At 60.3% G+C, this 24,624-nt stretch carries 45 protein-coding genes and 1 pseudogene; 30 read left to right on the forward strand and 16 right to left on the reverse strand.

Annotated features, from left to right (window positions below; translation table 11 throughout):
* The first annotated feature begins 80 nt into the window (after positions 1 to 80).
* Positions 81 to 743 carry a hypothetical protein gene (locus tag U1R88_RS04570; protein ID WP_322430164.1) on the forward strand — a complete coding sequence of 221 codons (663 nt, stop codon included), beginning with the start codon at positions 81 to 83 and terminating at the stop codon, positions 741 to 743.
* A gap of 26 nt (positions 744 to 769) precedes the next feature.
* Here U1R88_RS04570 and U1R88_RS04575 read toward each other — a convergent pair whose 3' ends face one another.
* Positions 770 to 1,240, reverse strand: a complete 471-nt coding sequence (locus tag U1R88_RS04575) for a hypothetical protein (protein WP_322430165.1) — start codon at positions 1,238 to 1,240, stop codon at positions 770 to 772.
* Between the two features lie 59 nt (positions 1,241 to 1,299).
* Here U1R88_RS04575 and U1R88_RS04580 point away from each other — a divergent pair, with 59 nt between their 5' ends.
* From U1R88_RS04580 to U1R88_RS35650, 3 genes and pseudogenes are all read left to right on the forward strand, one after another.
* Positions 1,300 to 1,551 carry a DUF982 domain-containing protein gene (locus U1R88_RS04580; RefSeq protein WP_322430166.1) on the forward strand — a complete coding sequence of 84 codons (252 nt, stop codon included), beginning with the start codon at positions 1,300 to 1,302 and terminating at the stop codon, positions 1,549 to 1,551.
* A gap of 63 nt (positions 1,552 to 1,614) precedes the next feature.
* Positions 1,615 to 1,860 carry a DUF982 domain-containing protein gene (locus tag U1R88_RS04585; RefSeq protein ID WP_322430167.1) on the forward strand — a complete coding sequence of 82 codons (246 nt, stop codon included), beginning with the start codon at positions 1,615 to 1,617 and terminating at the stop codon, positions 1,858 to 1,860.
* 396 nt (positions 1,861 to 2,256) lie between these two features.
* A pseudogene (locus U1R88_RS35650) lies at positions 2,257 to 2,358 on the forward strand (DUF982 domain-containing protein); the annotation flags it as partial.
* A 2-nt stretch (positions 2,359 to 2,360) separates the two neighbouring features.
* Here the strand turns inward: U1R88_RS35650 and U1R88_RS04590 are convergent.
* Positions 2,361 to 3,320 carry a phage Gp37/Gp68 family protein gene (locus U1R88_RS04590; protein ID WP_322430168.1) on the reverse strand — a complete coding sequence of 320 codons (960 nt, stop codon included), beginning with the start codon at positions 3,318 to 3,320 and terminating at the stop codon, positions 2,361 to 2,363.
* A 49-nt stretch (positions 3,321 to 3,369) separates the two neighbouring features.
* Between U1R88_RS04590 and U1R88_RS04595 the strand changes: the two genes are divergently transcribed.
* Entirely contained in the window at positions 3,370 to 3,675 is a 306-nt protein-coding gene (locus tag U1R88_RS04595) for a DUF1488 family protein (protein ID WP_322430169.1), read from the forward strand.
* A gap of 5 nt (positions 3,676 to 3,680) precedes the next feature.
* Here U1R88_RS04595 and U1R88_RS04600 read toward each other — a convergent pair whose 3' ends face one another.
* Genes U1R88_RS04600 through U1R88_RS04625 form a run of 6 tightly spaced genes read right to left on the reverse strand, consistent with a single transcriptional unit; the run spans position 3,681 to position 7,072 of the window.
* Positions 3,681 to 4,802 carry a recombinase RecT gene (locus U1R88_RS04600; RefSeq protein WP_322430170.1) on the reverse strand — a complete coding sequence of 374 codons (1,122 nt, stop codon included), beginning with the start codon at positions 4,800 to 4,802 and terminating at the stop codon, positions 3,681 to 3,683.
* Entirely contained in the window at positions 4,799 to 5,734 is a 936-nt protein-coding gene (locus tag U1R88_RS04605) for a PD-(D/E)XK nuclease-like domain-containing protein (protein WP_322430171.1), read from the reverse strand. The genes U1R88_RS04600 and U1R88_RS04605 overlap by 4 nt, the downstream gene beginning before the upstream one ends.
* Positions 5,731 to 5,937 (reverse strand): hypothetical protein, encoded by a 207-nt coding sequence (locus U1R88_RS04610; RefSeq protein ID WP_322430172.1) that lies wholly within the window; start codon positions 5,935 to 5,937, stop codon positions 5,731 to 5,733. Before U1R88_RS04610 ends, U1R88_RS04605 begins: the two co-directional genes overlap by 4 nt.
* Positions 5,924 to 6,439 (reverse strand): HNH endonuclease, encoded by a 516-nt coding sequence (locus U1R88_RS04615; protein WP_322430173.1) that lies wholly within the window; start codon positions 6,437 to 6,439, stop codon positions 5,924 to 5,926. The genes U1R88_RS04610 and U1R88_RS04615 overlap by 14 nt, the downstream gene beginning before the upstream one ends.
* Complete coding sequence (locus tag U1R88_RS04620; RefSeq protein ID WP_322430174.1) at positions 6,426 to 6,704, reverse strand: hypothetical protein; 279 nt, start codon at positions 6,702 to 6,704, stop codon at positions 6,426 to 6,428. The genes U1R88_RS04615 and U1R88_RS04620 overlap by 14 nt, the downstream gene beginning before the upstream one ends.
* Positions 6,705 to 6,709: 5 nt before the next feature.
* Positions 6,710 to 7,072 (reverse strand): hypothetical protein, encoded by a 363-nt coding sequence (locus U1R88_RS04625; protein ID WP_322430175.1) that lies wholly within the window; start codon positions 7,070 to 7,072, stop codon positions 6,710 to 6,712.
* 200 nt (positions 7,073 to 7,272) lie between these two features.
* Here U1R88_RS04625 and U1R88_RS04630 point away from each other — a divergent pair, with 200 nt between their 5' ends.
* Positions 7,273 to 7,524: a hypothetical protein gene (locus tag U1R88_RS04630; protein ID WP_322430176.1), complete on the forward strand. Its 252-nt coding sequence runs from the start codon at positions 7,273 to 7,275 to the stop codon at positions 7,522 to 7,524.
* Here U1R88_RS04630 and U1R88_RS04635 read toward each other — a convergent pair.
* Positions 7,521 to 8,231: a LexA family transcriptional regulator gene (locus U1R88_RS04635; RefSeq protein ID WP_322430177.1), complete on the reverse strand. Its 711-nt coding sequence runs from the start codon at positions 8,229 to 8,231 to the stop codon at positions 7,521 to 7,523. The two genes, U1R88_RS04630 and U1R88_RS04635, sit on opposite strands and share 4 nt — an antisense overlap.
* Before the next feature lie 85 nt (positions 8,232 to 8,316).
* On the opposite strand from U1R88_RS04635, the gene U1R88_RS04640 reads away from it, so the two are divergent.
* From U1R88_RS04640 to U1R88_RS04710, 15 genes are all read left to right on the forward strand, one after another.
* Entirely contained in the window at positions 8,317 to 8,571 is a 255-nt protein-coding gene (locus U1R88_RS04640) for a hypothetical protein (protein WP_322430178.1), read from the forward strand.
* Positions 8,572 to 8,653: 82 nt separating this feature from the next.
* Positions 8,654 to 8,809, forward strand: a complete 156-nt coding sequence (locus U1R88_RS04645; protein WP_322430179.1) for a hypothetical protein — start codon at positions 8,654 to 8,656, stop codon at positions 8,807 to 8,809.
* A gap of 134 nt (positions 8,810 to 8,943) precedes the next feature.
* On the forward strand, positions 8,944 to 9,375 hold the full coding sequence (locus U1R88_RS04650) for a hypothetical protein (protein ID WP_322430180.1): 432 nt from the start codon (positions 8,944 to 8,946) through the stop codon (positions 9,373 to 9,375).
* A complete protein-coding gene (locus U1R88_RS04655) occupies positions 9,372 to 9,539 on the forward strand; it encodes a hypothetical protein (RefSeq protein ID WP_322430181.1) in 168 nt (55 codons plus the stop codon). The genes U1R88_RS04650 and U1R88_RS04655 overlap by 4 nt, the downstream gene beginning before the upstream one ends.
* A 9-nt stretch (positions 9,540 to 9,548) precedes the next feature.
* Positions 9,549 to 10,091 carry a hypothetical protein gene (locus U1R88_RS04660; RefSeq protein ID WP_322430182.1) on the forward strand — a complete coding sequence of 181 codons (543 nt, stop codon included), beginning with the start codon at positions 9,549 to 9,551 and terminating at the stop codon, positions 10,089 to 10,091.
* Positions 10,092 to 10,098: 7 nt separating this feature from the next.
* Positions 10,099 to 10,653, forward strand: a complete 555-nt coding sequence (locus U1R88_RS04665) for a hypothetical protein (RefSeq protein WP_322430183.1) — start codon at positions 10,099 to 10,101, stop codon at positions 10,651 to 10,653.
* Positions 10,650 to 11,132 (forward strand): hypothetical protein, encoded by a 483-nt coding sequence (locus tag U1R88_RS04670; RefSeq protein ID WP_322430184.1) that lies wholly within the window; start codon positions 10,650 to 10,652, stop codon positions 11,130 to 11,132. The genes U1R88_RS04665 and U1R88_RS04670 overlap by 4 nt, the downstream gene beginning before the upstream one ends.
* Complete coding sequence (locus tag U1R88_RS04675) at positions 11,129 to 11,287, forward strand: hypothetical protein (RefSeq protein WP_322430185.1); 159 nt, start codon at positions 11,129 to 11,131, stop codon at positions 11,285 to 11,287. The genes U1R88_RS04670 and U1R88_RS04675 overlap by 4 nt, the downstream gene beginning before the upstream one ends.
* 1 nt (position 11,288) lies before the next feature.
* Positions 11,289 to 11,822, forward strand: a complete 534-nt coding sequence (locus U1R88_RS04680; RefSeq protein WP_322430186.1) for a GcrA family cell cycle regulator — start codon at positions 11,289 to 11,291, stop codon at positions 11,820 to 11,822.
* Positions 11,819 to 12,421 (forward strand): TRM11 family methyltransferase, encoded by a 603-nt coding sequence (locus U1R88_RS04685; protein ID WP_322430187.1) that lies wholly within the window; start codon positions 11,819 to 11,821, stop codon positions 12,419 to 12,421. The genes U1R88_RS04680 and U1R88_RS04685 overlap by 4 nt, the downstream gene beginning before the upstream one ends.
* Positions 12,418 to 13,320 (forward strand): DNA adenine methylase, encoded by a 903-nt coding sequence (locus U1R88_RS04690; RefSeq protein ID WP_322430188.1) that lies wholly within the window; start codon positions 12,418 to 12,420, stop codon positions 13,318 to 13,320. Before U1R88_RS04685 ends, U1R88_RS04690 begins: the two co-directional genes overlap by 4 nt.
* Positions 13,317 to 14,729, forward strand: coding sequence for a replicative DNA helicase (locus U1R88_RS04695; RefSeq protein WP_322430189.1), 1,413 nt, complete (start codon positions 13,317 to 13,319; stop codon positions 14,727 to 14,729). The genes U1R88_RS04690 and U1R88_RS04695 overlap by 4 nt, the downstream gene beginning before the upstream one ends.
* A 2-nt stretch (positions 14,730 to 14,731) precedes the next feature.
* Entirely contained in the window at positions 14,732 to 15,652 is a 921-nt protein-coding gene (locus tag U1R88_RS04700) for a hypothetical protein (RefSeq protein WP_322430190.1), read from the forward strand.
* The gene (locus tag U1R88_RS04705; protein ID WP_322430191.1) at positions 15,649 to 15,867 is read left to right on the forward strand and encodes a hypothetical protein; all 219 of its coding nucleotides are present in this window, start codon (positions 15,649 to 15,651) and stop codon (positions 15,865 to 15,867) included. The genes U1R88_RS04700 and U1R88_RS04705 overlap by 4 nt, the downstream gene beginning before the upstream one ends.
* A gap of 10 nt (positions 15,868 to 15,877) precedes the next feature.
* A complete protein-coding gene (locus tag U1R88_RS04710) occupies positions 15,878 to 16,270 on the forward strand; it encodes a helix-turn-helix domain-containing protein (protein ID WP_322430192.1) in 393 nt (130 codons plus the stop codon).
* Between the two features lie 18 nt (positions 16,271 to 16,288).
* Here U1R88_RS04710 and U1R88_RS04715 read toward each other — a convergent pair whose 3' ends face one another.
* On the reverse strand, positions 16,289 to 16,627 hold the full coding sequence (locus U1R88_RS04715; RefSeq protein ID WP_322430193.1) for a hypothetical protein: 339 nt from the start codon (positions 16,625 to 16,627) through the stop codon (positions 16,289 to 16,291).
* A gap of 56 nt (positions 16,628 to 16,683) precedes the next feature.
* Positions 16,684 to 16,971 (reverse strand): helix-turn-helix domain-containing protein, encoded by a 288-nt coding sequence (locus tag U1R88_RS04720; protein WP_322430194.1) that lies wholly within the window; start codon positions 16,969 to 16,971, stop codon positions 16,684 to 16,686.
* Between the two features lie 179 nt (positions 16,972 to 17,150).
* Here U1R88_RS04720 and U1R88_RS04725 point away from each other — a divergent pair, with 179 nt between their 5' ends.
* Genes U1R88_RS04725 through U1R88_RS04760 form a run of 8 tightly spaced genes read left to right on the forward strand, consistent with a single transcriptional unit; the run spans position 17,151 to position 21,834 of the window.
* Positions 17,151 to 18,635 (forward strand): DUF4942 domain-containing protein, encoded by a 1,485-nt coding sequence (locus tag U1R88_RS04725; RefSeq protein ID WP_322430195.1) that lies wholly within the window; start codon positions 17,151 to 17,153, stop codon positions 18,633 to 18,635.
* Positions 18,632 to 19,459: a DNA cytosine methyltransferase gene (locus U1R88_RS04730; protein ID WP_322430196.1), complete on the forward strand. Its 828-nt coding sequence runs from the start codon at positions 18,632 to 18,634 to the stop codon at positions 19,457 to 19,459. Before U1R88_RS04725 ends, U1R88_RS04730 begins: the two co-directional genes overlap by 4 nt.
* Complete coding sequence (locus U1R88_RS04735) at positions 19,456 to 19,983, forward strand: Lar family restriction alleviation protein (RefSeq protein WP_322430197.1); 528 nt, start codon at positions 19,456 to 19,458, stop codon at positions 19,981 to 19,983. Before U1R88_RS04730 ends, U1R88_RS04735 begins: the two co-directional genes overlap by 4 nt.
* A complete protein-coding gene (locus U1R88_RS04740) occupies positions 19,976 to 20,668 on the forward strand; it encodes a hypothetical protein (protein ID WP_322430198.1) in 693 nt (230 codons plus the stop codon). Before U1R88_RS04735 ends, U1R88_RS04740 begins: the two co-directional genes overlap by 8 nt.
* Positions 20,665 to 20,907, forward strand: a complete 243-nt coding sequence (locus U1R88_RS04745; protein WP_322430199.1) for a hypothetical protein — start codon at positions 20,665 to 20,667, stop codon at positions 20,905 to 20,907. Before U1R88_RS04740 ends, U1R88_RS04745 begins: the two co-directional genes overlap by 4 nt.
* Positions 20,904 to 21,269, forward strand: a complete 366-nt coding sequence (locus U1R88_RS04750) for an A1S_2505 family phage non-structural protein (protein WP_322430200.1) — start codon at positions 20,904 to 20,906, stop codon at positions 21,267 to 21,269. Before U1R88_RS04745 ends, U1R88_RS04750 begins: the two co-directional genes overlap by 4 nt.
* Entirely contained in the window at positions 21,266 to 21,598 is a 333-nt protein-coding gene (locus U1R88_RS04755) for a hypothetical protein (RefSeq protein ID WP_322430201.1), read from the forward strand. Before U1R88_RS04750 ends, U1R88_RS04755 begins: the two co-directional genes overlap by 4 nt.
* The gene (locus U1R88_RS04760; protein ID WP_322430202.1) at positions 21,595 to 21,834 is read left to right on the forward strand and encodes a hypothetical protein; all 240 of its coding nucleotides are present in this window, start codon (positions 21,595 to 21,597) and stop codon (positions 21,832 to 21,834) included. Before U1R88_RS04755 ends, U1R88_RS04760 begins: the two co-directional genes overlap by 4 nt.
* Positions 21,835 to 21,872: 38 nt before the next feature.
* On the opposite strand, the gene U1R88_RS04765 is transcribed toward U1R88_RS04760, so the two are convergent.
* Positions 21,873 to 22,085: a hypothetical protein gene (locus tag U1R88_RS04765; protein WP_322430203.1), complete on the reverse strand. Its 213-nt coding sequence runs from the start codon at positions 22,083 to 22,085 to the stop codon at positions 21,873 to 21,875.
* 16 nt (positions 22,086 to 22,101) lie between these two features.
* Complete coding sequence (locus U1R88_RS04770; protein ID WP_322430204.1) at positions 22,102 to 22,287, reverse strand: hypothetical protein; 186 nt, start codon at positions 22,285 to 22,287, stop codon at positions 22,102 to 22,104.
* Between the two features lie 95 nt (positions 22,288 to 22,382).
* On the opposite strand from U1R88_RS04770, the gene U1R88_RS04775 reads away from it, so the two are divergent.
* Complete coding sequence (locus U1R88_RS04775; protein ID WP_322430205.1) at positions 22,383 to 23,096, forward strand: hypothetical protein; 714 nt, start codon at positions 22,383 to 22,385, stop codon at positions 23,094 to 23,096.
* An 82-nt stretch (positions 23,097 to 23,178) separates the two neighbouring features.
* On the opposite strand, the gene U1R88_RS04780 is transcribed toward U1R88_RS04775, so the two are convergent.
* Genes U1R88_RS04780 through U1R88_RS04790 form a run of 3 tightly spaced genes read right to left on the reverse strand, consistent with a single transcriptional unit; the run spans position 23,179 to position 24,549 of the window.
* Positions 23,179 to 23,586, reverse strand: a complete 408-nt coding sequence (locus tag U1R88_RS04780) for a hypothetical protein (protein ID WP_322430206.1) — start codon at positions 23,584 to 23,586, stop codon at positions 23,179 to 23,181.
* Positions 23,583 to 24,053, reverse strand: coding sequence for a helix-turn-helix domain-containing protein (locus U1R88_RS04785; RefSeq protein WP_322430207.1), 471 nt, complete (start codon positions 24,051 to 24,053; stop codon positions 23,583 to 23,585). Before U1R88_RS04785 ends, U1R88_RS04780 begins: the two co-directional genes overlap by 4 nt.
* Positions 24,043 to 24,549, reverse strand: coding sequence for a hypothetical protein (locus U1R88_RS04790; RefSeq protein WP_322430208.1), 507 nt, complete (start codon positions 24,547 to 24,549; stop codon positions 24,043 to 24,045). Before U1R88_RS04790 ends, U1R88_RS04785 begins: the two co-directional genes overlap by 11 nt.
* Between the last annotated feature and the right edge of the window lie 75 nt (positions 24,550 to 24,624).

Raw genomic sequence — 24,624 nt, forward strand, 5'->3', positions numbered from 1 at the left:
CCTCCCCACCCCCACGGCAGGTGATTGAAAGAGCGCAGAGACTCGGCCCAACGTCGTGAGATCACGCGGGGAGCGAGACGATGTCGAAGGCGCCGAAAGCTTCGGACGACAAAGGCGCGATTGCCGCCGCAGCGGTTCTGATTTTCATCGTGCTGGCTGGCTTGTTGTGGCATCCGGCAAACGCCGCCCTGTGCCCGCCGACCGACGCTATGCTCAAAGGGAACCCGGCGTTGAATTGCTTCGATTTTTGGCTGAATCGATATCAGACCTTGCTGACAGGTATTTTCACCCTCGCAGCAGCAGCAGCGGCATTTTTCGCTGTATCCGTCCAAATCCACCACAACGAGAAACTTGCAACCCGGGATGGCCGACACGGAGCGCGTGCATTGGTGGCAATACTTAGATTGTGCCACCAAAGAATGGTTGAAAATTACGGCTCCCGACTTTCTGACGTGTCGCGAATTAATGCGGATTTCGTTACTGACGGATGTGTCGCAACAATCGATGTCGTTATCCGAAATATTGATGCTATTAGAGATCGACTGTTTTCCGATGATCTCGCTGAGGCACTTAACGTCTACAACAATTTCATTTTCTTCAAAGAGCGACTGATTGCGAACAAAAATGAACTCTCTTACTTCAAAATATTCAAAGATCTTGTGCGTATTGAAAATGAAATCGAGCGCCAACTTGCGGTGTTGATCGCCGCCATCCAACACAATGCCGCGGCTCGCAGCGAGTAGAACCCGGAGGCAGGAATGCAAAGCGCTCATTCCACCTCACTCCCACACTGAAACTTCCCTCCCCGCACGGACGGATAGTCGCCGGCATCGCATCGCTGTTGGGATAGGTCGCAGGAGCAGAGCTCGACAGGCGGTAGGCCAATCGCAGTCAGGCGGTCGGATGGCACCTTCAGGTAGCCGATCGCGCCCTCCTCGAAGCCCTTCTCGATCTCCTGGTCCTTGTCCAGGACGACGGTAGCCTTGCGCTGATGCCACGAACGGATCACGCCCCGTCGGGTTACTTCCCTCTTACGGAAGCCCGTAAATTCGTCGGGCTCAGGGACGAGATCGAACGCCTTCACCTCGACGACGGCACCTGGCGGGAAGTCTTTCTGCGGCAGCCGGCATTGCAGCGTTGCCTTCGTGATGCTGAGGCCCTTGAGAGCCGCCAGCGTCTTCGCGCGGATGCTGCAATCGGGTTTGCGGTGGCAGTTGTGGCAGGGGTGCAGGACCGTCATGCCGCACCTCCAGCCGGAACCTCAATGCCGGAGGCCAGTTGTAGGGCCGAGGTACGTTCATGCACATTCATCTCTGGGCACGGCCGGTCGACCTGCAAACCTACATCGGCGATTACCGCAGGATCGCCTCGACCGAAGAAGCAGTGAGTTTCCTGCTCAAAAACTGGCCAATAGATTCCCGCGGGCAGCCGGTCCGCGGGCGCCAGAAATTCATCGTCGCGATTAGAAACGCCACGTCGACTGAGGACGCCCGAGCGACCTTCATTGAGGCGTGCATGCATCTCGGGGTGGAGATAGTCGAAGGTTCCTAGTGGCGTGGCTTCCTCCCGTGGAACCAGATCGCCCCGCCGACGTTGAAAGCGCGGAGGTGCGCCATGAACGACAAAACCTGGACTCACCCTGTCAAATTCGAGACCGGGGTCGGAACCTTTCGGGTCGCAGCATCGCCTGAGGAAGCCGCCAACGTATTGCTCAACCATTGGCCCATTGAGGGGGGCGAGAAGCATATGCTTGCCCGGAAAGCCTGCCTGGATGCCTTGGCCGGAGCGGTGCCTGCTGACCTGGCGCGTAAGGCGTTCATCGAGGCCTGCGACGAGGCTGGGATGTATGTCGTTCAGTGAAGGCATGCACCCAGCCCTCCATCCGATTTGACTTTCCTCAGGCTGAGGACCGACAATCTCAAGGGATGGGCCGAACCGTTTCAGCGGCCACGGACTATGACAATGCGATTTCGTCGATGGGCACCTGTGGTCTTCTCCGTTTCCGTGGCGACGTTGGTCCTCATGATGCCGGCGCCGGGACAATCGACGGCCAGCAATGAATCCTGGCTCGTAAACCTGATAAAGGCATTGGCCGTGGCCCTGTTTTTGGGCGCCGTTGCTCCTTGGATCGCATCCCGCCTTGAGGCGAGATTGAATCACGCCCAGAAACAAAAAGAGCTTGCCCAAAAGCGGCGGGACCAGCCTGCGGATTAGAGGGGGCTTTAGCTTCTTCCTGTCGTCTGTAACGCGACGCGCAAGGCCTGTCTCGATGCGTTGCCTGGATCGGCCACCGTGGCCTTGTCCCGCAAGGCCTTTATCGTGGCGTGCGAGGAAGCCGGCATTTATGTGATGGAGTGAGATCATGCCGTCACCTCGGGGACACCGTTGCGCTCGACACCGTCAAACAGCCGGCCGGCAGCCTTCTTGCCGACCTTGAACATGAGAGCTGGGCGGACACCGTCCACACCCGAAGGAACGCGCTGCCATTCCACGCGGGCGCCTTCCTTGAAGTGGGCGCGCTCCGGCATATGCGCCCATTGCCCCCATTGCTTGCCGAGGTAAGCGACATGGGCATCGGCGCACTGGAGGCGGATCGACCTTTCCCAGGTCGGATGCATCGGCCGCGCGCCATGTCCGCTTTCGCCACCGACGATCGCCCAATGGATGCCGGTGAAATCGATATTCTCGATCGGCCCGAGCAAGGGTTCGAAAGAGACGAAGCGAATGGCAGCCGGCGTGCTTCTGAGGTCGGGCAGACGCTCGTCCGCCCGCTTCTGATCCTCTGCTGAGACGCCGAGCCAGACATTCGGCAACGGCATGTCCAGCGGTTGCGGTTCCTTGAACCCGGTTCCGAATTGCTCGACAGCGGTCTTCGCCCAATAGGGGAAAATACGGCCTGGCAATGCACCATACTCATTGGCGAGAAACTGGTTCATCCTCGCGGAGCGCTTGGTCAGCACCTGAAAGGTATGTTGCGGCGCCAGTGCCATGACGGCGAAAACTCGATTGATCCATTCGTCCGGAACATCCTCATGAAAGAGGTCGGCCATGGAGTTGACGAAGATCTTGCGCGGCCGTTTCCAGCGCAGCGGCTGGGTGAGGATATGCTCGGGCGCGAGCGCAACCTTGCCAGTCCAGACTGCCTGTCCATTCACCTTGCGGGTGGTGCCGGCATAGTGCGAGGCCTTCGGGTTGCCGTCGAGAAGGCGCGCAGCCTGCTTCATGGCATAGCAGTTGGTGCAGCCGGGCGAGACGATTGTGCACCCAACCACGGGGTTCCAGGTCGCATCGGTCCATTCGATCTTGGTGCTGTCACCCATGGACAGTTCCCTTTGCATTGGTACTGTCGAGAGCTGAAGGAGAGCCGTCATGCCGCTGCACGATTTTGTCGGAGAGCCGTTCGTTCGCCTCCATGGCGTGGGCTTCCGGATGCAGGGCGACGCCGAAATCGTGCATTGCTTCGTGACGGCTGAAGCACTCGAAGACTTCCTCGGGCGAACGGAAGTGGAGGCCGGCTATGCCGCGACTTTCAATGAACTCCGAGCGAGAATCGGCGCCCTTGCAAGTAGGCTGTTCGATAAGGGAGATCTCGAAGGCGATGTTGTCGTTGTGAACAGTTGGGACTTGAATCCTCAGCTCTTCCCCAATCTCCATATGCGGGATCACCCCCCCTAATTTACTCATGCCGCGCCCCCATCAGCCTGCTTAGCGGCCTGGTCCAACCCCTTGAGGTGCGGCTCGATCTCGGCCATTTCGGCTTCGGTCAGCTTGCCCTTCCAGAACCTGAATGCCTTTGTCCCTTCGATCGATTTGGCACGAGCCTTCCCCAGGAGGCTGTCGTCATCCGGCAGGTCGTCGTCGTTGTGCTCGGCACCGTCCTGGTCGGTTGACGTCTCGGCCACTTCGGTTGCCGCATCGCCCGTTTCGGTTGACGGTTCCCCATCCGCCGGCACCTGATCCAGCACCTCGCCAGTCTCGGCATCGACATGTTCCTGGGAGAAACCTTCGATCTGTTGTGCCGGCTCCTGAGCGTTTCGCAGCCGATGGACGAGCCCGGTCGGCTGTTCGGCCTGCAGCTCGAGGTGATGTTCGGCTCTGTCCTCGATCTGGAGCGCGGTGCTGAGATCGGGTGATTGCGGCAGCCGCTTCATCAGCCGGCGGATGCAGGTCTTCTTTGCCATCTCGTCGTAGTCAGTCGACCAGGGCGTGCTCTTGATCTTGCCCGCCTTGAACGCCCGGAATCCGTCGGATTTGTCCCGGATCTTGTCGATCTGGACCGTCGTCATTGGCTCGAAATCGGTCTCGCCGTCCTTGAACTTGACCACCGCGTAATAACCGACGATCTCGCCACGGTCGCCGAACAGGTCCGGCTTGTGCTTCAAGCGCTTCTCGTCACCGAGGACGCACTCGATCTCATCGTTTTCATAGACTTCATGGGCGTAGACGCTGGCTATCTCTCCGGACTGTCGGGCGAGTTTGATCAGCCCCCGGTAGCCGATGCGAGCCTGCGGGCCGGTCGCCGACGCGATCAGATAAGCCTCACCGAGCTGAGCATCGAAGAGAAGGCCGAGCGCAGCAACCTTGGCGACCTCGCGGAAGACCTCACGCGGATTGAGGGTCATCAGCTTCGGCTGGTTCATGATGGCGTTGGACAGATTCCGCTCGAACCGCTCGAACGGAACGTGTGCAGGCAGGACTGACTTCACTGCCTGCTTGTCTGCGGGTGGCAACACGCGGCCCATGAAGGCCTGGAGTTGGGATGGCTTCTGGCGCTCTTCCTGGAGCGCGACGGCGGTGCTCATTCTGCTGCTTCCTGATAGGTGTTTTCGATTTCCGGAAGGAGACCGAACTTCGTCTCCGTCTCGACCCGTTTTCGGAGCCAATCCGGCATGGATGTCGTGATTTCAGAGGGGTAAGCAGGCCATTCGCCCGACTTCAGGCAGGCCGCGAACTTGTCGATCGCGCGCCGGTTGCGCCGGGCGCCGTAGCTGATCCACTCCGGATCGACGGGCGAGACATTCACCGCCCAGGGGGCGTCGCCTTCGATCCAGACCAGCACGAAGTCGGTCATCTCGAAGCCAAGCACCTGCCGGAAAGCCTCACCGACGAGCGCACCCTGGGCGTCGTAGCCCCAGGACTGAACCGCACGCTGGATCTTGTCGGGCGAGGCATCCGTCGTCGTCTTGATGTCGCCTGCGATGCCGTCGGATACCGGGATGACGTCGGGCCGGCACTTCAGCCAGACGCCGGTCTTTCGGTCCTGCCAGAATATCGAGCGCTCGACATGGCCCTGAAGCAGGCCCGCTTGGATGCTGGGATCGCGCGCCAGGCTCGCCGCCATGCCGCGGATCGCAACGAGGTCATCCGGCACCAGGACCGTTCGGCCAGCCTTACGCATCTCATCGCGCCAGGCCTTCGCATCCATCGTTCGCCAATCCGGCCATTCATCCGGCCGCACCGCGTAGCGCTTCTTGAAATCGGACTCGCCGAGCAGGAGGGTGTGAGCGGCCCGCCCGAAATCGAAGGCGTCCTTCTGCTCCTCCGGCTTGCGCTTCGGGTTCAGATAGGACTGCGCCCAATAGTGGGCTGGCGACCGGCTATCGAGCAGCCGCAAGCCAGATGACGAAATGCTGGGCCCCTCGCAGATATTGGAGTGGTAGGCCTCCATCGGCACGCCGGAGTAAATGCCCGGCTTCGTGATCTTCTGGCCGTTCCAGGGAATTGCGTCGATCATAGGCCGAGTTCCCTCTTGATCTGCTGGGTCCTGAGGGCAACCATGCGGTCGTCGAAGCTGCTGACCTTGCGGTGGCGCTTGCTTGCCTCGGCGCGCTGCTGACGAAGCGTCTCGATCTCCTCGACGATCGGGCCCACGAGCTTCTTCCACCGCCATGCGCGCCAGGCCGCAATGACAGAGCGGATCTGGTCAAACGGAGGCATGGCGCTTCTCCACCGGCTGGCAGACGAAACCGCGTTTCTGATCGCGCATCACGACCTTTTCCGAGACCGACTTGCTGCCGGCTTCCCCGTTACAGTCCCTGCATGCCAGTACGAGGTTCGACGGATGGTTGGGGCCGCCGTGGGCCTTGGGTACGAGGTGCTCGATTGTGATCGCGGCGCTGTCAGGCGACAGGAATCCGATCTCGCAGAACCAGCACCAAAGCCCGTCTCGCTTGGAGAGATCTTCGATGAGGTGACGGAGGCGAACCTTGCTTTTCAGGTCTGGCGACAACGCCACATCCTGCTTCGCCTTGTAGGAATTCAGGATATCGACCAGTTCATCCGGCCAAGTCTGCCGGCCCGCCTTGTTCGTGTAGACGACGAACGGTCCAAAGCACGTCCGGACGCGCAGGACTTCCCAGACGTTTGTCGGCGGATCGACGATCGCCCCGCGTTTGGTCAGCCAAGCCTTGAAGGCAGCGACTTCCTTATCCGACAGCATGGCTTGCCTCCATCTGCCGGCGGCGAGCGCGGGCGCCTTCCAAAGCGTCGTCGAAGCAAGCAAGAACCTCGACCGGATCGAAGGGAAGCGCCGGCACCGGGCCTTTCTGGACCGTGAGCAGTTCCAGGCAGCGCGCCCGGTCGTCGAGATCGACGCCCGACACGGCCAGGAAATCGCCGATGTCTCGGACGGACTGGACCCGGGCGACAACGGCCTGGGCCGCTGAGCCGATCGTGCGGAAGGTTGGGAGGAGCGGGCCGGTCATGGACCCTACTCCGCGGCGACCAGAGACGGAGCAGCTTCAAGCCACCTGCCCTCGACGATCTCGGAGACCCAGTCCGGCACGACCTTGTAATCCTGCATCAGGCGCAGGCGATTGCCATCGCAGTGCAGTTCGTTCGCCGCGATGTAGTGCTCGGCCTCTTGGCAGATCGCCTTGGTGACGTCCTTGCAGGTGCCGACGGCCGGATCGATTTCCAGGACCTGCAGCAGCCCCTGCCCGCGCTTATCGCTGGGATCAAACTCGCCGTTGACGAAACGCTCGACGATTTCCTTGCGGGTAAGTGAGGCGGCGCACTCGTCGAAGGTGACGCCATAGCGACCAAAGCAGGTCTTGGTGATGAGGTGAGGCATTTGAGCTCTCCATCCGGTGTCGACCGGGTATGGAGAAGATAATGAGCGATATTTTTATCTTGTCAACGCCAATAGCGATAAATTTATCTTCGTCGCATGATTTTGCAACACAGCAATAAAAAATCGTCCCACCTCCGTTGACTCCTCGTTAGCCATGTTCTTGAATTGTTCTAGTTCAGTGAGCGTTTGGGGGAAGCATCGTGGCCAGCATCACGTACTTCGTCGTTCTGCCATTTGTTGAGGGAATGCGAGGCAGGCTTTTGCCCGGTGAAGCGCGCGAGGCACGCGATCGAGATCATGCAATTAAGCTTGCCGCCGCTATAGGCCTCTCTGTGGGAGCCATCGCATTTTCACGAACGGGCGACCCTGATCTGGGCGAATTCCAGGATGCCGAGATTATCGCTGAGGTCGGCCGTATTCCGCCGGCTGGAGCAGAGGCCTATGCGGCCTAGCGGCGACCAACAATCACGTGGATCGCCTTGACGAGAGGTCTATCAATATTGAATTCCTCTGCAGGATTCCACTGCCAAAGCAAAAGCTTACTGGGGGACCACCCCCTAAATTCCTTGATATAACCCTCTGGCGGATCGCCTTCCACATCCGGGTGGAGCTGCACCACTACGTCGTCTTCGCGCTTTGGCGACTTGCCGGGATGGATCCACACCAGCTCGCCCGCCTTATAACGCGGGAACATGCTGTCCCCTTCGACGTACAGGCCATAAGCCCCTACGACCCCGCGCAGAAAGTCTGGGCGCGGAATAGTTTCGACGACATCGCCGTTGAATTGAAAGCGCCCATCGGCGCCTCCTTTTGCCAATCCAAGGACGTTTATATGATCGTCCAGCATCCTCGGCGCTGGCACCGTCGAGAGGGATGAATTCGGCGGAGGCAAGGTTTGCCTTGGGGGTAGCGACGGCTCGGCAGAAATGACCTCCAGCTCCTTTGGTCCGCGGTTTTCACCAAGCCAATCCACCGTTGTCTTGAGGACGCGAGCCAATCGAACCAGGGTGTCATTCCTGGGCGATTTCGACTTACCTTCTAGGATGTTACGAATGGCACTCGAGGACAGACCCGCTTCCAATGAGGTTGGAGTTGGATCCAATTTCAGATCGCTTAGCCGGATCTGAATTCGGCCGGCAAGGGTGCTGTCATCGTTCATGAGATAATATTATCGCGCACAACAATATCCCGCTTGCGCTAAATTTACCCTTGCGAAAGGGCTATTTTTATCGCATCGTGGCGATATGAGCCAGATAAGCACCCTTCTGAAGTTGGCATCGGCCTTCGCCGACCAGCGCAAACTCTCGGAATCCCGCGTATCCACGCTGGTCTTCGGTGACGGCACTCGCTTGAATCACCTTCGCCAGGGTGGCGACATGGGTTCACGGCGCGTTGAGCGGGCAATCCAGTGGTTCTCCGACAACTGGCCGGAGATCGCCCCCTGGCCGACCGACGTGTTGCGACCGGTTGCGTTGTCACCTGCCGAGGTGGCGGCATGATCTGGGCCATCGTCCTCGCCTATCTCATCGCTGCCATGGCTGGCGCGAGCCTTGTGGGCAACCTGCTGAAGGAACGCCCCTGATGCAGCAGCCCGACGACCCCGGCATCGACCCCGACTACAACACGCTCGCCGAGCCTCTCGCCGGCGGCAATCGTGTCGTCGCGCTCGCAGCCGTGATCTTCATCGGCTTCGTCATCGCCGGCCTGATCGGCCTCGCCACTCGGTGGCTCTCATGAAATCTCCCGTCGCATGTCCCCCTCCCTGCGACGGCACTAGCCGGCTCCCTGCAAAGGGGCCGGCCTTTTCCTTTAGCTCTCGCGTCCTCCGCCAAGATGCCGCTCGAGCTCCTTTCACGCCGTGAGTTCTGACCATGCAAGGTGTCACTGTTCTCCCTGATGGCCGTCCTTCGATGCAATCAGCATCGTTGGATAGGTCTGGAATGTCCCACCTCCAAAATTCCTCTCGCGGCAATATCAATTCCTTGTTTGGCATTTGTTCCGGTCCCGAGTTGCGGGATCGGGTCACCGCACATCTGCGGAAGATCTATCCAAACAAGCCGGCCGAACACGTCGCCGCAGCAACCGATCTTCCTGTCGACACTGTCAGGAAATGGTTTGCTCGCCAGAACACACCCAACGGGCCCGCGATCGTTCGCCTGACATTCGTCTACGGCATCGAGTTCCTATGCGCGATCATGGACAAGCCGCCGCGCTGGCTCGACCGCGCCGCCGAGGCCGCGGAAAAAGCCGCGATCGATGCCGACCTTGAGGCCCTCCTGAAACGCCGGGAGGCGCTCCGTTGAACCTGGTCCGCGCCATCTACTTCCGGGTTGGAATTGCCTTCGCGCTACGCCGCTATCGGCGCGCCGTTCGGCTGTCCGGTCACTACACCGATGACGCCCTGCACTGGCGAAGCGTCGCCGAGGCCTTGATCGCCAAGTCCAAATCCCCAACCGCCAACCAATAGGAGAGCCCCATGGCCCGCGGCCGGAAGAAGAAAGAGAAAGTCGAACGCGTCATCAAGATCAAGCCGTCGGAGTTCCGGGCTGCGATCAATGAGGCCTCTCGGCTAAAGGAGCAGTCTTCGAGCTACAGCGGCTTCCATGGCCGCCACGTCAAGACCTTCGTCGAGCGTACCGGTTTCAGCCGCCACGCCTTCGCCGTCATCTCCAAGATGGAGAAGCTGGGCGATGATCTGAAACGGCAATCCCTGATGGACGAGATCATCATGGGGTTCGACCTCATGGGCTGGAACGACCAGGGCAACCTGTTCGATCGCGTGACCGCCAAGCTCGAGAACGACGTCGAGAAGGAGGAAGGCGAGAGCGAGGAAGACGAGGACGTCGACGTCCGGCCGTCCTTCCTGCAGAACGCCATGCCGCTCGATGAGGCGAAGGAGAAATTCGACGCCGCACTCGAGGTCGCCGAAGCCAAGAAGGCTGTTGCCGCTAAGGCGAAGGCGGCCAAGCCGGATGCATTGTCTGCCTTGACGGCCGAAGAGCCAGCAACCGCACACTGAGGTCAGCATGGCATTCGATGGCGATATCATTGCGCTCGACGTCTCGTCCAGCCGGACGGGGATTGCTCGCGGCAGGCCGGGGCAGATCCCGGTCCTGACCTCGCAGGAATTCACAGGTCTGGGTCAAGGTGTGACAGCCGATCATACGATGGCGTTCGGCCAATGCCTTCGTTGGTGTGCGGCAGAGTTTGCCATCAAGCCGGCGCTCGTCGTCCTTGAAGCTCCCCTTGTCCGTTCCGGCGACAAGGACGGTCAGAACCGCGCGATTTTATTGCTGGGATTAACGGCCGTGGTGCGCTCGGCCGCCAACTCTCGCTCCATTCGATGCGAGCTCGCCCACGTCGGGACTTGGCGCAAGTACATGCTCGGCAATGGAAACCTTCCGGGTGCAGACGCCAAGAGGCGCGCGATGGCCATCTGTAAACAGATCGGCATGCCGGCGAAGAACCACGATGAAGCCGAAGCCTGCGGGGTTTGGCTGTGGGCCTGCGGCAAATTCGCCAAACAGCACGACGATCGTCTCCTTCCTCTCCTCGCCAAAGCAAGGTTGCAGGCAGCATGAGCACCTATCCGAAATCGCAGGTGAACATCTCGCTCGACGGTCGCGTCTACGCCGGCCTCCAGAAGCTGGCCAAGACCGCCGGCATGACGACGACGGGGTATGCGACGCAGTTGTTCAGCGCCGCATATTCTGCCCGTCACAAACCCACCGGCGACCGGGAACTGGATGAGGCAGTCGCCCAGATGTCGAAGCCCGCAGCGGTGCCTCAGGCAGACCCGTCGCCGGTCAAGACGATCGCCGAACTGACCGCCAAGGTGAACTCGCTCCGGGCCCAGCTGATGGAGGCCTCGGAGCACAGGCGTCGGATCGAATGCTTGGTCGTTGAGGATCAAACCTACAAGCGCCAGCTCGATGCAGCACGCGATGAGATCGACCGTCTCCGCGCCGAATTGGATGCGCGACCGGTGCTCTCCATTCCCAACACCGCCATCGGCCGCTTCCTGCACGCCTGGAACGCCGATCTGAGGAACGCCGCATGACTGAAGACGAAATCCAGAAGGCCGCCCGGCTGTGGCTTCAGGGCCGCAACACCGTTGAGATCGCGGCCGCACTCGACCTCGACGAGCCCCGGATCTGCACGAACCTGAGGCGTATCCGCTCTGAAGCCCATTTGATCGCAGCGAGGGCAGCCTGAAATGTTCAACTGGGATGAACCAGCTGTCGACAGTCTGAAGCGCCTCCGTTCGGAAGGCTTGAGTGCCAGCGAGATTGCCACTGTTCTCGGCACGACGCGCAACGCGGTTTGCGGAAAGGCTCATCGCCTCGGCATCCCGTTCTCGCCACCAAAGAAGTTCGGCCAGGCTGGCGGCACACCTCAGGCTGCTCGCGCCGCGGCGACAGCTCGCTCGGCAGGGTCCCGTAAGCCCGAGATCACGCTCGCGCCCTCCAGGCCGAAGCCCCTCGTACTGCGCGAACCGGAAAAGGTCTCGATCTGGATTGCGCCACCGGTCCCTGCCCCACAACCCGGCGACTTCGGCCCCCGCACGATCCTGGACCTCGGACGCCGGCACTGCCGGTTCCCGCTGTTCAAGGGTCACGAACCGATCGACCAGAAATTCTACTGCGGCGAGCCGAAGTTCGATGGGTCGTACTGCATGCATCACGCCTCACTCTGTTCCGGCACCGGGACGCCTGCGGAACGTCGGGCCCACCTGGAGGCAGCAGAGTGACGGCAGTCGCCAAACAGGCACATGTCTGGGAGCGATCAAGCCTCGACTGGTATCAGGAGGAGGCCTGGTGCTCGTCTGCCCTGGCTCGCGTCGAATCCTTTCACGGCCAGGTCTGGGACCCCTGCTGCGGTTCAGGAACAATCCCGAGGATGCTGCACCAGGCAGGCATTTCCGCCTACGGCACCGACATTGTCGAGCGCCGGCAGCGCGAGAATCCGCAGGGCTTGGACTTCTTCGAGGACGCCAAGACCCGGGAGCCTGAGAGCATCCCCAATATCGTCTCGAACCCTCCCTACTTCAGCGGCAAGGGCACAGAGGCTTTCATCCGTGCCGCCTTCCCGCTCGTCCAGCACAAGCTGTGCGTGTTCGTCGACAAGCGCTTCCTCGGCGGCGACGATAGGGCGGCTGGCCTTTATGTCGAGATCCCGCCCACGAGGATCTGGATGCTGACGCCCAGGCCTTCCTGCCCACCAGGCGAATACATCGCCGCCGGCGGCAAGGTGGGTGGTGGCACGGCCGACTATGTCTGGATCGTCTACGACAAGCAGGCGTCGTTCTTCGGAACGACCTGGGGCTGGCTGCGGAGGGATGCGGTATGAACGTGCATTCCTCCATCCAGCCCCCCACAAGACCGGCCTTGCGTTGGCACGGCGGCAAATGGCGCCTGGCTCCATGGATTCTCAAGCACCTCCCGCCGCACCGTGTCTACGTTGAGCCCTTCGGCGGCGCCGCCTCCATCCTACTGCGGAAGGAGCGCAGTTACGCCGAGGTCTACAACGACCTCGACGACGAAGTGGTGGGTCTCTTCCGAGTCCTCCGGGATCCTGGGCAGTCTGAACGTTTGAGCCGTGAGCTCGAGCTGACGCCTTTCGCCCGCACAGAGTTCCTGTCTGCCTACGAGCACACTGACGACGAGGTTGAACGCGCGAGGCGCTTAATAATCCGAGCCTTTATGGGCTTTGGTTCCAATGCGCACAGCAGCCAGCAGAAAGGGCATCGCTCAACCGGATTTCGCGGGAACTCCTCACGCTCCGGAACCACACCGGCAACGGACTGGCGCAACTATCCAGCTGCGCTGCCGGCCCTCATCGCGCGGCTCGCCGGTGTGGTCGTCGAAAATCGAGACGCCAAACTGGTGATGGCCACCCACGATGGACCGACGACGCTCCACTACGTCGATCCCCCGTATCTACCGGAAACTCGAGCTCGCGGAAATAAGTACGACCTTGCCTGGCGCATGTATCGCCACGAGCTGACGCCGGCGGATCATGAAGAGCTGCTCGTGTTCCTGTGCGAGCTCGAGGGAATGGTGGTCCTCTCCGGCTACCCCGCACCACTATACGATGAGTTGCTACCCGATTGGCGTCGTATCGAAACCGTCGCTATGGCCGACGGCGCACGCGAGCGCACCGAAGTTCTCTGGATCAATCCACAGGCCTGCGCAGCGCTGGACCAGGCCCGTCCGATGGCAAGTCTCTTTGACGGGGTGGCGCAATGAACGCGATGGCCCCTCTCCCGCCCCGCCCGATCGCGTCCGTCGAAGCCGAACAGGCAATGCTCGGCGCCATCATGCTGAACAACGAAGCCTATGGCGCCGTTGCTGATGTCGTGAAGCCGGAAGACTTCTACGAGCCCCTGCATCGCACGATCTTCGATCTCATCGGCCGCCAGATCCGCGACGGGGTCAAGGTCGACGCGATCACGCTTCGCCAGGCTCTGCCGGATGTCGAGGTCGCCCCTGGGATCCGGACCCAGCAATACCTAATCCGCCTCGCCGCCGAGGCTACAACCGTCATCGGTGCCAAGGACTATGCGCGGGCTGTCAGGCAGGCTTTCGTCGCCCGGCAGATCGCCGCCGTCGGCGAAGAGCTCCGCGCTGCACCCGACAACGCCAAAACAACAAGTGAAGCCCTGGATGAGGCCTGGAAGCGTCTCGACAAGCTTCGCGAGGATACCCAGGAGAGCGAGGACAAATCCGCGACCGTCGGCGAGGCTGCCCAGAAGGTCGCCCAGCGCATCACCGAGATCAGGGCCGGCAAGTCCGAATCCGTTGTCAGTACCGGTCTCGCCGAATACGACAAGGCGATCGGTGGCGGTTTCAGGTCCGGCCGCCTCTATGTCCAAGCCGGCCGCCCCGGGCAAGGCAAAACCGTTCTCGCCCTAGCGCAAGCGCGCCGCATCGCCCGCGCCGGCCATGGCGTCATGTTCTTCAGTTTAGAGATCGACGACGAGGAAACCGCGGCGCGCGTAATCGCTGCTGACCTGGCCCGATCATCGAGCCCGCTGAGCTATCGCGACATCCTCACCGGACAGGTCGACGACCACAACCACGAGCGGGTGTCCGAAGCCGCGCTGCGCATGCAGGAATGGCCTCTGCGTTTCGACTGTACCGGCGGCATCTCGATGGCCCAGATCGCAGCCAGGGCCCGGCTCCAGAAGGAACGCCTGGCCAAGATCGGCAAGGAGCTCAAGGTCGTCTTCATCGACTATCTCGGGCTTCTTAAGGTCACCGATCGCTACAAGGGCAACGCCACGATCGAGCAAGGTGAGCTCGCCCTCGCCGGCAAGACTTTGTCCAAGGAACTCGGTGTCGCGATGGTGATGCTGGCCCAGCTCAACCGCGGCGTCGAAGGGCGCGAGGACAAGCGGCCGACGATGGCCGATCTCCGCCAATCAGGAAATATCGAGGAGCACGCCGATTGCGTCGGACTGCTCTACCGGCCGGCCTATTACCTGGAGAAGACGGCCAAATACAAAGCCGACGATCCGGACGCGCTCGACGAGATGCTCCGCATCAAGAACGACTTCGAACTCATCATCGACAAGAACCGCCTCGGCCCGACCGGGACCCGCCATTTCTGGTGCGAAGTCTCGTTGAATTCGGTCGAAGACAAGACGAGGTACTGACCGTGGCCAGGATCCGCACCATCAAGCCCGAATTCTGGTCATCGGAACAGGTCATGGAGTGTTCGCCGAACGCTCGCTTGCTCTTCATCGGACTCTGGAATTTTGCTGACGATGCCGGGCGGATGACGAACTCGGCCAAACGCATCAAGGCTCAGATTTTCCCCTCGGATGATTTTTCGTCGGAGACTGTTCGTGGAATGATCGACGAATTGGCGTCGAATGGTCTCCTACTGATCTACACCATTGAAAACATTGAATATATCCAGATCACAGGGTGGAAACACCAGAAGATCGACAAGCCTCAACCGTCGAAAATCCCCGCTCCGTCGACGAATGCCCCCTCAAATATCAAGCCCCATTCGCCGAACGCTCTACGAACGGTAGCCGACGGAAGGGAATGGAATGGAAGGGATCTTAAGGGAGAAGAACCAAATCCTGAGCAGCAGCCGCCTGAAGGCCGCGCGTCGCAAGCTGCGCTGCTTGAAGATCTCGAAATCAGGTGCCGGGAGGCAGCTGGGATTGAAAACGATCCCTCCCCTGGATTGCTGGTCATCGGGCCCATAGCCGACCTGATCGAAGCCGGATGGTCGCTAGATCGCCACGTCCTGCCGGCGCTGCGCTCAGCCAAGGCCGGGGGCCGCAAGGGCAAGACCTGGACCTATTACGCCAAGATCATCACCGACGGCGCCGCTGAGCCACCCAGGGCTGTTGCGCCGCCTACCGAGCAGCCCAAGCCCGAATTGACCGAGCGCCATCTCGTCCAGCAAGCCCGACAGTACATCGAGCGCGGCAACGACTGGCCGTTCAACTCACCGCCACCAGGTGCGCCCGGAACCAAGATCACCCCCGAAATCCTCGAAAGAGCCCGCGCCGAAGTCAGCGCGGAACGTCAACGCCGTGCCCGCCCCGGAGAAGCCGCATGACCGCCGATACCGATGAATTTTACCTCGTCTGGAACCCCAACGGCCAGAACCCGCGGTACCGCCACACGAGCTACGAGTCCGCTGCGGCCGAAGCCAAGCGCCTGGCCGAACAGAACCGGGGTCAGAGCTTCTTCGTCCTGGCCGCCCTCGCCTTCGCCAAGGTCCGGGATCCAGTCGAATTCACCACGATCAACCGCGATCTCATCCCGTTCTGAGGTGCCAACGATGACCGCCGCCAACAAATCCGCCCCCGCTGACCTCGCAAAGTATACGGGTGAAAAAATAGAAACCATGAGCATTTCGGAGTTCAGGGGCTTCGTGCTCTACCTCTCGAAGACCGAGGGAATGAGCCAGCGCGAGATCGCAGCCATCACCGGCCGCACCAACCAGGCGATCGGGCGCATCCTGAAACGCATGGAGGCGGCACCCGGGCGCCGCGGTGCAACGCGCATCATCAGCGGCCGGTCTCATCATCGGATCGCGAAGAAGTTCGCCGAGATGGCCCAGGCTAGCAACCGCAGCGTCGGCAGCTATCACGACCTCTGGATGCGCGCGATCACCGAGGATCCGGTCGGGGCGACGCGGTTTCTGGGAAAGATGGCGAAGGGGGTGCGGTGATCGTCCCTCTCGCCAAGGTCATGGCCAATTCTCGGTCAGCACATGCGGAAATTGATCCAAACCGGTCATTTCGAGGAACGTCCGCGCGAACTCCTCATTTGCGTCCTCGGACTCGACCTGGAGCTCGAAGAATTTTGCAGGGCTCGCCGATATCTCAAACATCGTTGACCAGCGGCCATAGCAAAACTCGCCGAACATCGACAGGAAGGTTCCCAGGCCGTCCTCGCTCCGCTTCTGGAAGGTTAGGCCTAGAGCCTTCTCAATGTCGGCAGCCTCCGCGTAAAGCGCCGCGATGCTCCACTCCAAGGAGCGAAACTTACGTCGAGGCGGAACGACCGGTCTGTAGGAGGCTGTCACAGGGGCCCTCTTTGGCTGCAATCCTGGGTTCGGCGCGGAGGGCGCGCCTGGGGTCGCTATTGCTCGAAGCGCACCCCTGCCCCGCCTTGCCGCATGTCACCTGGCTCGAGGAAAACGACGCCGGCGCCACGGAAGGCTTCCTGGATCGACGCGAGCGTGCTCGCCTTCGCATCGGTAGCGCCGCGCTCGATGTTCTTGATCGAGATTTCAGAAACGCCAGACGCCTCGGCCAGCTGGACCTGCTTCCAGCCGAGGAGCGCCCGAGCGGCACGGATTTGGGCCGGGGTGATCATGGCCGCAACGTATGCGGCGGTAGCGCCCTGGTCAATCACGATGAACCTCACGTATATTTTTATCCTTGAAGGCGTCCACAATATACGCTAGGGATATTCATGTAAACTTTTTCAGAGGCGCACATGTCCCCTCCCGCATCTCCGGCCACGCTGCTCACGGTCTTTGCGATCTGCGCGATGGCCTACCTCTCCGCTCTCGGCATCGGCGCGCTCTGCCAGGGATTGCTGAGATGAACGCCATCGTACCCCGCGCCACGATCGACGGCATCGTTGCACACCGAAACATGGCGATCGAGCTCTACGAGGCAGCGCACGCCGCCCTCGGCAATGCCAGCGAGGCCTTGCGCGCGGCCTTGGACGCCACCTTGCGAGCCGCGCCGACACAGACCGGCATGAACCACCACGCCAAGGAAGAAAAGAGCGGCTTCCTGTCCGGCCTGGCGCTGCCGCTGCGCGACGATTTCATAACCACCGCGCGCCGTATGATCGATACCGACGTCTGGGCGCACCTGATCGTGATGACCGATCTCGAAAGCCTGATGGACAAGAAAGCCAAGGATGAATTCCGCGCCCAATTGCAGAAGGATCCGCCCGAGGTCACGATCGAGAACGTGGTCGCCACGCTAGAGAAGTTCGCCTTGGACGCGGACACCATATTCAAGCGCGGGATTGCCGAGTGCTTTTCGAACCTGGACCGTCGATTCCGGTCGCATGACGGATGGAAGATCGGCGGCCGGGTCATCCTGACGATGGCCTTCAACTCCTACGGTTCCTGGAACTATTACCGCAACGAGCGCGACACGATCCAAGATATCGAGCGGACGTTCATGGTGCTCGACGGCAAGCCCGTTCCGAAAAACTATGCCGGCCTCGTCGCCGCCATCGACCAATCCCGCAGCGGTTGGGGTGCTCGGCAATCCTTCACCGAGACCGAGTATTTCCGGGTCCGCGCCTTCAAGAACGGCAACGCCCATCTCTGGTTCAAGCGGGATGATCTGCTGCGCAAGGTCAACCAGTTACTCGGCGAATATTACGGCGCGCCGATCCCTGAAGATCGAGAGGCCGACGACGATGGCGGCCTGAACACGCCGAAGACATCGCTTGCGAAGAATTATGGCTTCTACCCCACGCCCGATGCCGCTGCCGATCGCGTCATCGATGCCGTCCCCCTATTCAAGAAGGACGGCTATCCACCTCTGACGGTGCTGGAACCGTCGGCAGGTACCGGTGCCCTGGCTCGCCGGTTGGTGGCGGCCGGCTGCATCGTCGACTGCGTCGAGATCCATGGCGAGCGGGCGCGCGAGCTGAGGGATAGTCGCCGCTATCGCGAGGTCAGAACTGCGGACTTCCTGAAATTGATGCCGCCTTCTGATGGCGATCTCTACGACCGTGTCGTCATGAACCCGCCCTTCGACCGGGAACGCGACATCGATCATGTCGTCCATGCCCTGAAGTTCCTGCGCCCCGGCGGCTTCCTGATCGCGGTCATGTCCGCCAGCACTGAGTTCCGCGACACGAAGAAGAGCAAGGCGTTCCGGCAGCTGATGGTCGACATGGAGGGATCCTTCGCGGACCTGCCGGCCGGATCGTTCGCCAGCGTCGGAACCTACTGCAACACAATCATCGTGCGGGTCAGGAAACCCCATCCGGACGACAGCCAGCGCTATTCCCACAATTCCTATTGGGGCCAAAAGTTCGAGGTTGTGACGCCATGACCCCAGACCTCACCCACCCCGACCTTGAGAAGAAAGACGCAGAGCTACGGGCTTTGGCGAAAGGTCAACCAGCGACCAAGTTCCGCGTCCTCGACCTGTTTTCTGGCATTGGCGGTTTCAGCCTCGGCCTTGAACGGACAGGCGGCTTTGAGACGGTCGCCTTCTGCGAGATCGAGCCATTCCCCCGCAAGGTACTCAAGAAGCACTGGCCCAATGTCCCCTGCTATGAAGACGTCCGCACGCTCACCGCAGAGCGACTGGCAGCAGATGGAATTTCCGTCGATGTCATCTGCGGAGGCTTCCCCTGCCAAGATGTCAGCAACGCCGGCCCGAGACTCGGTCTGGCTGGCGAGAGGTCTGGGCTTTGGTCAGAGATCACCAGACTGGTTAGCGCGATACGACCGCAATTCGTCATCGTGGAGAACGTCTCAGCTTTGCTTGGTCGAGGGCTACACCGTGTACTCGGAGACTTGGCCGAGATCGGGTTTGATGCGGAATGGCATTGCATACCGGCTTCCGCCTTTGGTGCCCCTCACGCCCGGGATCGCGTCTGGATTATTGCCTACCCCGACCAAGAGCATGCGCAAAGGCAGTTCGGCGGGAGCGATGGTTCGAAAGAGCGGAAAGAGCCGGCTTCGCGACCGACTGGACTATTACATCGAACAGGGCGCCTCCCATCTTGGCCGGTTGAACCCGTTGTGGGTCGAGTGGGTCATGGGTTTTCCAACCGGATGGACCGAGCTGCAGCCCTCGGAAACGCCGTAGTCCCCCAGATCCCCGAACTGATCGGACGCGCCATCCTTGAAGCGAGGCCCCACCCATGACCAAGACCGCGACCGGCGGGGCGTTTCCCGCGTGGCAGAGACCCACAACCTACTACGGCTGGGGCGGCCATACGATCGACGCTGATCACCTGAACGGCATCGCCCGCAAGCTTCGCACGTACGCCGGAATTTACACCGGCGACAAGGAAGCACGCGAAATGGCCAACTGGTGCGAGCGCGCTGCAGCCGCCCTCCCGCACCCGGCAAGGGAGGCAATAGCGATGTCGGTTGAGCTGAAGCCGTGCCCGTTCTGCAATTCGGACGACATCCATGCCATGGAGACATCCGTCTTCTGGTATCGGTGTGAGGGATGCCTGGCTGAAGGCGCAGCAGAATTAACCAAATATGGCGCCATCACAGCCTGGAACACCCGCGCCTACGAGCCCGACCAGGCCAGGATTGCGGAGCTGGAGACCGCGCTTCGCAATATCGCCGAAGGCAACCTCGGGGACAATCGCTGGCAGGCGAACTATGCCCGCATCAAGCAAGTTGCCCGCGCCGCCCTGGAGAAGCGCCATGATTGATCGGGAAGCTGACTTTTGGTGTCGCCTGTTGGGTAAGGCGCTTGATTGCCTCGACGAGTGTGCAGGAGACGATGAAGAAGGATGGAACCGGCAGGAGCATGCTCATAATTCTGCTGCGGCGATCCGAGCACAGTATGAAAATCGACCTCTCACCGCCCTCGCCAGCCGGGAAGGCGCGCAGGCGGGGGAGAGGGAGTTCGCTTACGTCGAAGGCCCCAAAGGTTTGGTCAGGTTTGATCTAGGCTCTAAGGCTACCCCTCCCGCCCCCTCAGCGCAGGCGGGGGAGGTGGATGGGGCAAAAGATTTGCCTGAGGCAATGATGAATGCTGGATACGAGGTGATCCAGTCCAAAGCCGTGCACCTGATAATGGCTGGCTTCTGTCTAGGGCACGCTGCTGAAATCTACGAGGCAATGGAACGTGTACGTATCGCGCACACCCCACCCGCCCCCGGCGATGCAGTGCTGGCGGCGCTGAGGGCCGAGCGAGCCGATTTGGCAGGACACATGCATGTCCTTCGTCATCACTGCTTATGGCTGCCGGATATCGACTATCGAGAGGATATCCGAGAGGTGGCGCAAACCCTGGTCGACAAGACCTTAGAGCGAGTTTGCAACAGGATCTTGCGCGAGAATAAGCGCCAAGATTGGGAAGCAAAGCGCGCCCGCAAAGGCGGTGCGGCATGACACCTAAACAGAAGACGGGCGTGCATTTTAGCCAACGCGCCTACGAATGCATGATGGCCCAAGCCCGCGCCGAGGCTCGTACGGCAGCGCTTGAGGAGGCGGCCAGTCTGCTAGGTCTGAATGCGGACCAGCTATTGCTGATGGCCGGAGAGATGACAGCGCAAGAGCTGCGGACCGTGCGCGCTGTGTTGCGCAACCGCGCCGCCGCCATTCGCGCCCTGATTGAGGAATCCCCATGAACCGAGAGATCTTTGTTTTTGGGTCAAATCTTCGAGGAGCCCATGGCAAGGGCGCAGCGCTCCATGCTCGCCAGCACCATGGCGCGATCTACGGCCAGGGCGAGGGATTGCAGGGCAACAGCTACGCCATCCCGACGAAGGATGAGTGGATACGTTCGTTGAACCTCTACCAGATTGAGCTTGGAGTCGTCCGGTTTAAGGACTTCGCCACTAGCTATCCCGAACTGACCTTCCGCCTCACGCCGATCGGCTGTGGCCTGGCCGGCTACAAGCCCGAGCAGATCGCTCCGATGTTCAAGGGCGCTCCTTCGAACGTGATCATCCCTGACGAGTTCAAGCCGTGGATCGAGGAATCCCCATGATTACGGAAAAAATGAAGCGGGCTGCCGCAGAGGTGCTGCAAGAGATAGCCCGCAAGGCCGGCGCCATCCAGCCGCTAGAGGCGTTCTACGCAGAGGCCACCGCCGCCCTCGAAGCGGCCGAGCGGGCTGCATGGAGGCCGGTGGAGGAAGCTGACCCAGAGATGGAATATCTGCTGTACTATCCGGAGAAGGTCACGGGCGCCCATAAGCAGGCGAAGCTACCGGCTCGAGTTGTTGTCGGATATCCCGGAGACAGCCCTAATCGGCCACCCACCCACTTCCGCCCCCTTCCATCACCACCGGAGGCCCCGAAGGGGGAGGACCTATGATCAGGCTTTCGGAAAGGGAACTGCGTTCCTTGGTGCTTCTTAGCAAGAAGGCCGCTCATGAGCTTCAAGACAAGCCGCTGGTTGTTTTGCTCCGACTGAAAGAAACCGGCCTGTGCCAAGTCACGAGCTATTATCAGGATATGAGCCGGAGCAGAAAAAAGGTTTGGAATTGCCAAGTAGTAGAAATAACTCCGGCTGGCCTCGACTACCTGCGTTCTGTGGGTGCTCTCCAATGACCCCGCATCCTCCTCCTTCTCGCGCTCATGGCGGGGTGTCAGTGCAACAGGCTTTCCCTGATGTCCGCCAGTAGCGCCAGCGCCATTGGCGACATCTTCTGGACATTGAGATCCATGTGCTCCCGCAACGCTTCCGGATACTGCCCGCGCTCCAGCACCCCATTCCGCTCCAGGCAAAGCACCAGCACCTCGATCGCAGCGGCGTTGGCCTCGATCATCGATTTCATAACGTCGCGTTCTTCGTCGGACATGGCGGCCTCCCTGCCCTCACATCATCTGCTGGCGAAACGCTGCGAGAAGTTCACGGGCCATTGGTGGCAGATGAAGGTCGGGATTTTCAAGATCCGCCGAGAGAGATGCAGCGTACTGCCCAGGCATCAGCGTTCCGGCAGCTTCCAAGGATCGCACCAACGCCTCGAGCGCGACGGTCAGCATAGTGATCTGGGCCCGCATAACCTGGTCTCCCGCTTCCGACATCGTGCTCGACCTTTCTGCAGCTTTTCAACGCCGGATCTTAGATCGACCTTATCTCATAGGAATGGAATTTGATGCTCGCTCGCGATCTCGCCCGAAGCCATGATGTTCAGTTGGATATCGATCTCAACTCCCCTGCCGGTGCCGACAGGATCAAGGCCGTGATGACCTGCATGGTCGACGCCTTCGAGACGCTGCGCCGAATCCCTGGCGCTGTCGGCCCGAAGCACCCCGGCAGTGGCTGGCCGGCGATCGTGCGCGAGATGGGCGAGGAGTATTCCTTCCGCTCTGACGGCCGGGAGTATCAGCGCGCCCTCACCAAAGCCCAGATCAGCCGCATGGAAGAGGTTCTGGCCTGGCCGGTGCAGTTCCTCTCGGATCAGCCCCTGGCAGCCGACGCGCTCAATCTCTGGGCGATGTGCAAGGCCTGGGGTCGCTCGATTGATGGGGTGCTGCAGGGGCGCGCGAAGGAAGCGGCCGAGATCGCTCGTGTCGTCGAGCGCGAGATCAATGAGCGACGGGGTGTGCAGCGGAAGGCGGCGGCCGGCGAAGTTGCGGCCTGGGCGAACATGAAGTTGGCGGCTGCGGACGGTGAGCGGGTCGAGCGCATCCGCGCGAATGCCGTCATCCGCCTTGAACGCGAACTGGCGAACAAGGGCCTCATGCAGGCGACGGTCATCGTGAAGCCGGCTGAGTGCTCGCCCGACAAGGTCATCAGCCGGACGAGTCTGGATCGTTGGCGGTTTGCGGGGGCAAGGGTGATTGCCGAAGGCCTGAGCCATCGTTGAACATATAAAAACGGGTCGTGCAGGCACAAATTGCTCGACTAGATAATACTTGCTAGTCTCCCCCGATCACGGCAGTTTTATTTCATTGATTCTCACTATCTTGAATTGATTTTAAATGTAAAATTCGAACTTTCTTTAATGATTTCCAGGAACCATCGTTCACTCGGCCCCGAAGATTCACAACACTTGGTCTGTCAACATGGACGTCGATCATAGGAATTGGGAGAAGTGCTCCATAGTCCGGTCCGGTTACTTCAATTTCGGAATCGAACTGAGCCAGGGGCTTTTTTCTGCCGTCTAACAGAACTTCAAAAACGACCTTTGATGATCCTATCTCAGGCATATCGGCCACGACTACCCAAGATAGGGGCACCTTGGCGGGTAACTGCGGGACGCCAACTACGCTATGATAGCACCCGATAAGTATAAGTTTCGAGCCAACCTCAAACCGCACCTGATCGCATACGATTGCCGTGATCAGCTTGATCATGTGCACGGAACCAGATGCGATTTGAATCGAGCCTTTTCAGACACGGGCTGAGATACAGCCATCTCTACCGGCGAGTGCACGATGAAATAGGAATGGCTGCTCATCGTCACCGATGGAATTGCACGCGTCTCCACTTTAGGATGGAGCACACTGAGGGCGTCGTTCTCCAGAGATGGCATCTCTTCATAGGGAACTGCCGCAAGAAACAAATCGTGTTCCAAAACGGCGAGATAAGCGGCAAGGGACTCCAAAGTCATGCCAGCGCCGGCGCCGTTCAACAAGCGCGAAACCTGAGATTTGTTACGATCTAGTTTCTCGGCCAGCTTCGAAAGCGTCATGCCCTTTTCGGCTCGCAGATTGAACGCCTTCTTGAGCACCGCATACGCGTCCAATTGGGCGTGGGAGACCGCTTCCGCGATGGGAAGTTCCGCTCGGAGCCAATCCAGTTTTCTCTTCTTAGTTGACATTGGATGCCTCAACACACAGGGACTCGATGGAAGTGTTGCAACGATTGAAGTTAGGAAAGAGTTTCAGCCAAAGCTCGCAACACATATCAATGGCTTCGTTATAGTGCCCCGCCAAATCAGCGCGAGACGCTGCAACCAACCCAATGAAATCACCGGGAACGATGAACCCCCCGATTAAACGAGCTTCTGGAAAACCTTTATATTGCAATTTCCAGACTCCCAGTCCGGGGGAGCCGTTACGCTTCGTGGCTCTGGCTGGCGCCAAAAGGTGGCTATCAACGACGGCACCACCCTCGCAGAAATGCTGGATCGACGTTGAAAGACCCAACCATACGCCATATTCGTCACCATCTCGGTCAGCGAGACCTTCATCCAAACGTCGTGCGACTGACTTGTACAACCAGACGCGACGCACAAAGCGCCTTCGCCGTCGACGATCAAAAAGCACGAGCTCTCCGTCGTCCACCAGCGCTCGCAGATGGTCATGAGTTGACATCGTTGTCAACCCATCGTTGCGTATATGTAATGCGCGCCACGAACCTACCTCAGCCCAGAATCCCCATTTAATGGG

Source organism: Labrys sedimenti, from assembly GCF_034424805.1.
GTDB lineage: Bacteria > Pseudomonadota > Alphaproteobacteria > Rhizobiales > Labraceae > Labrys > Labrys sedimenti.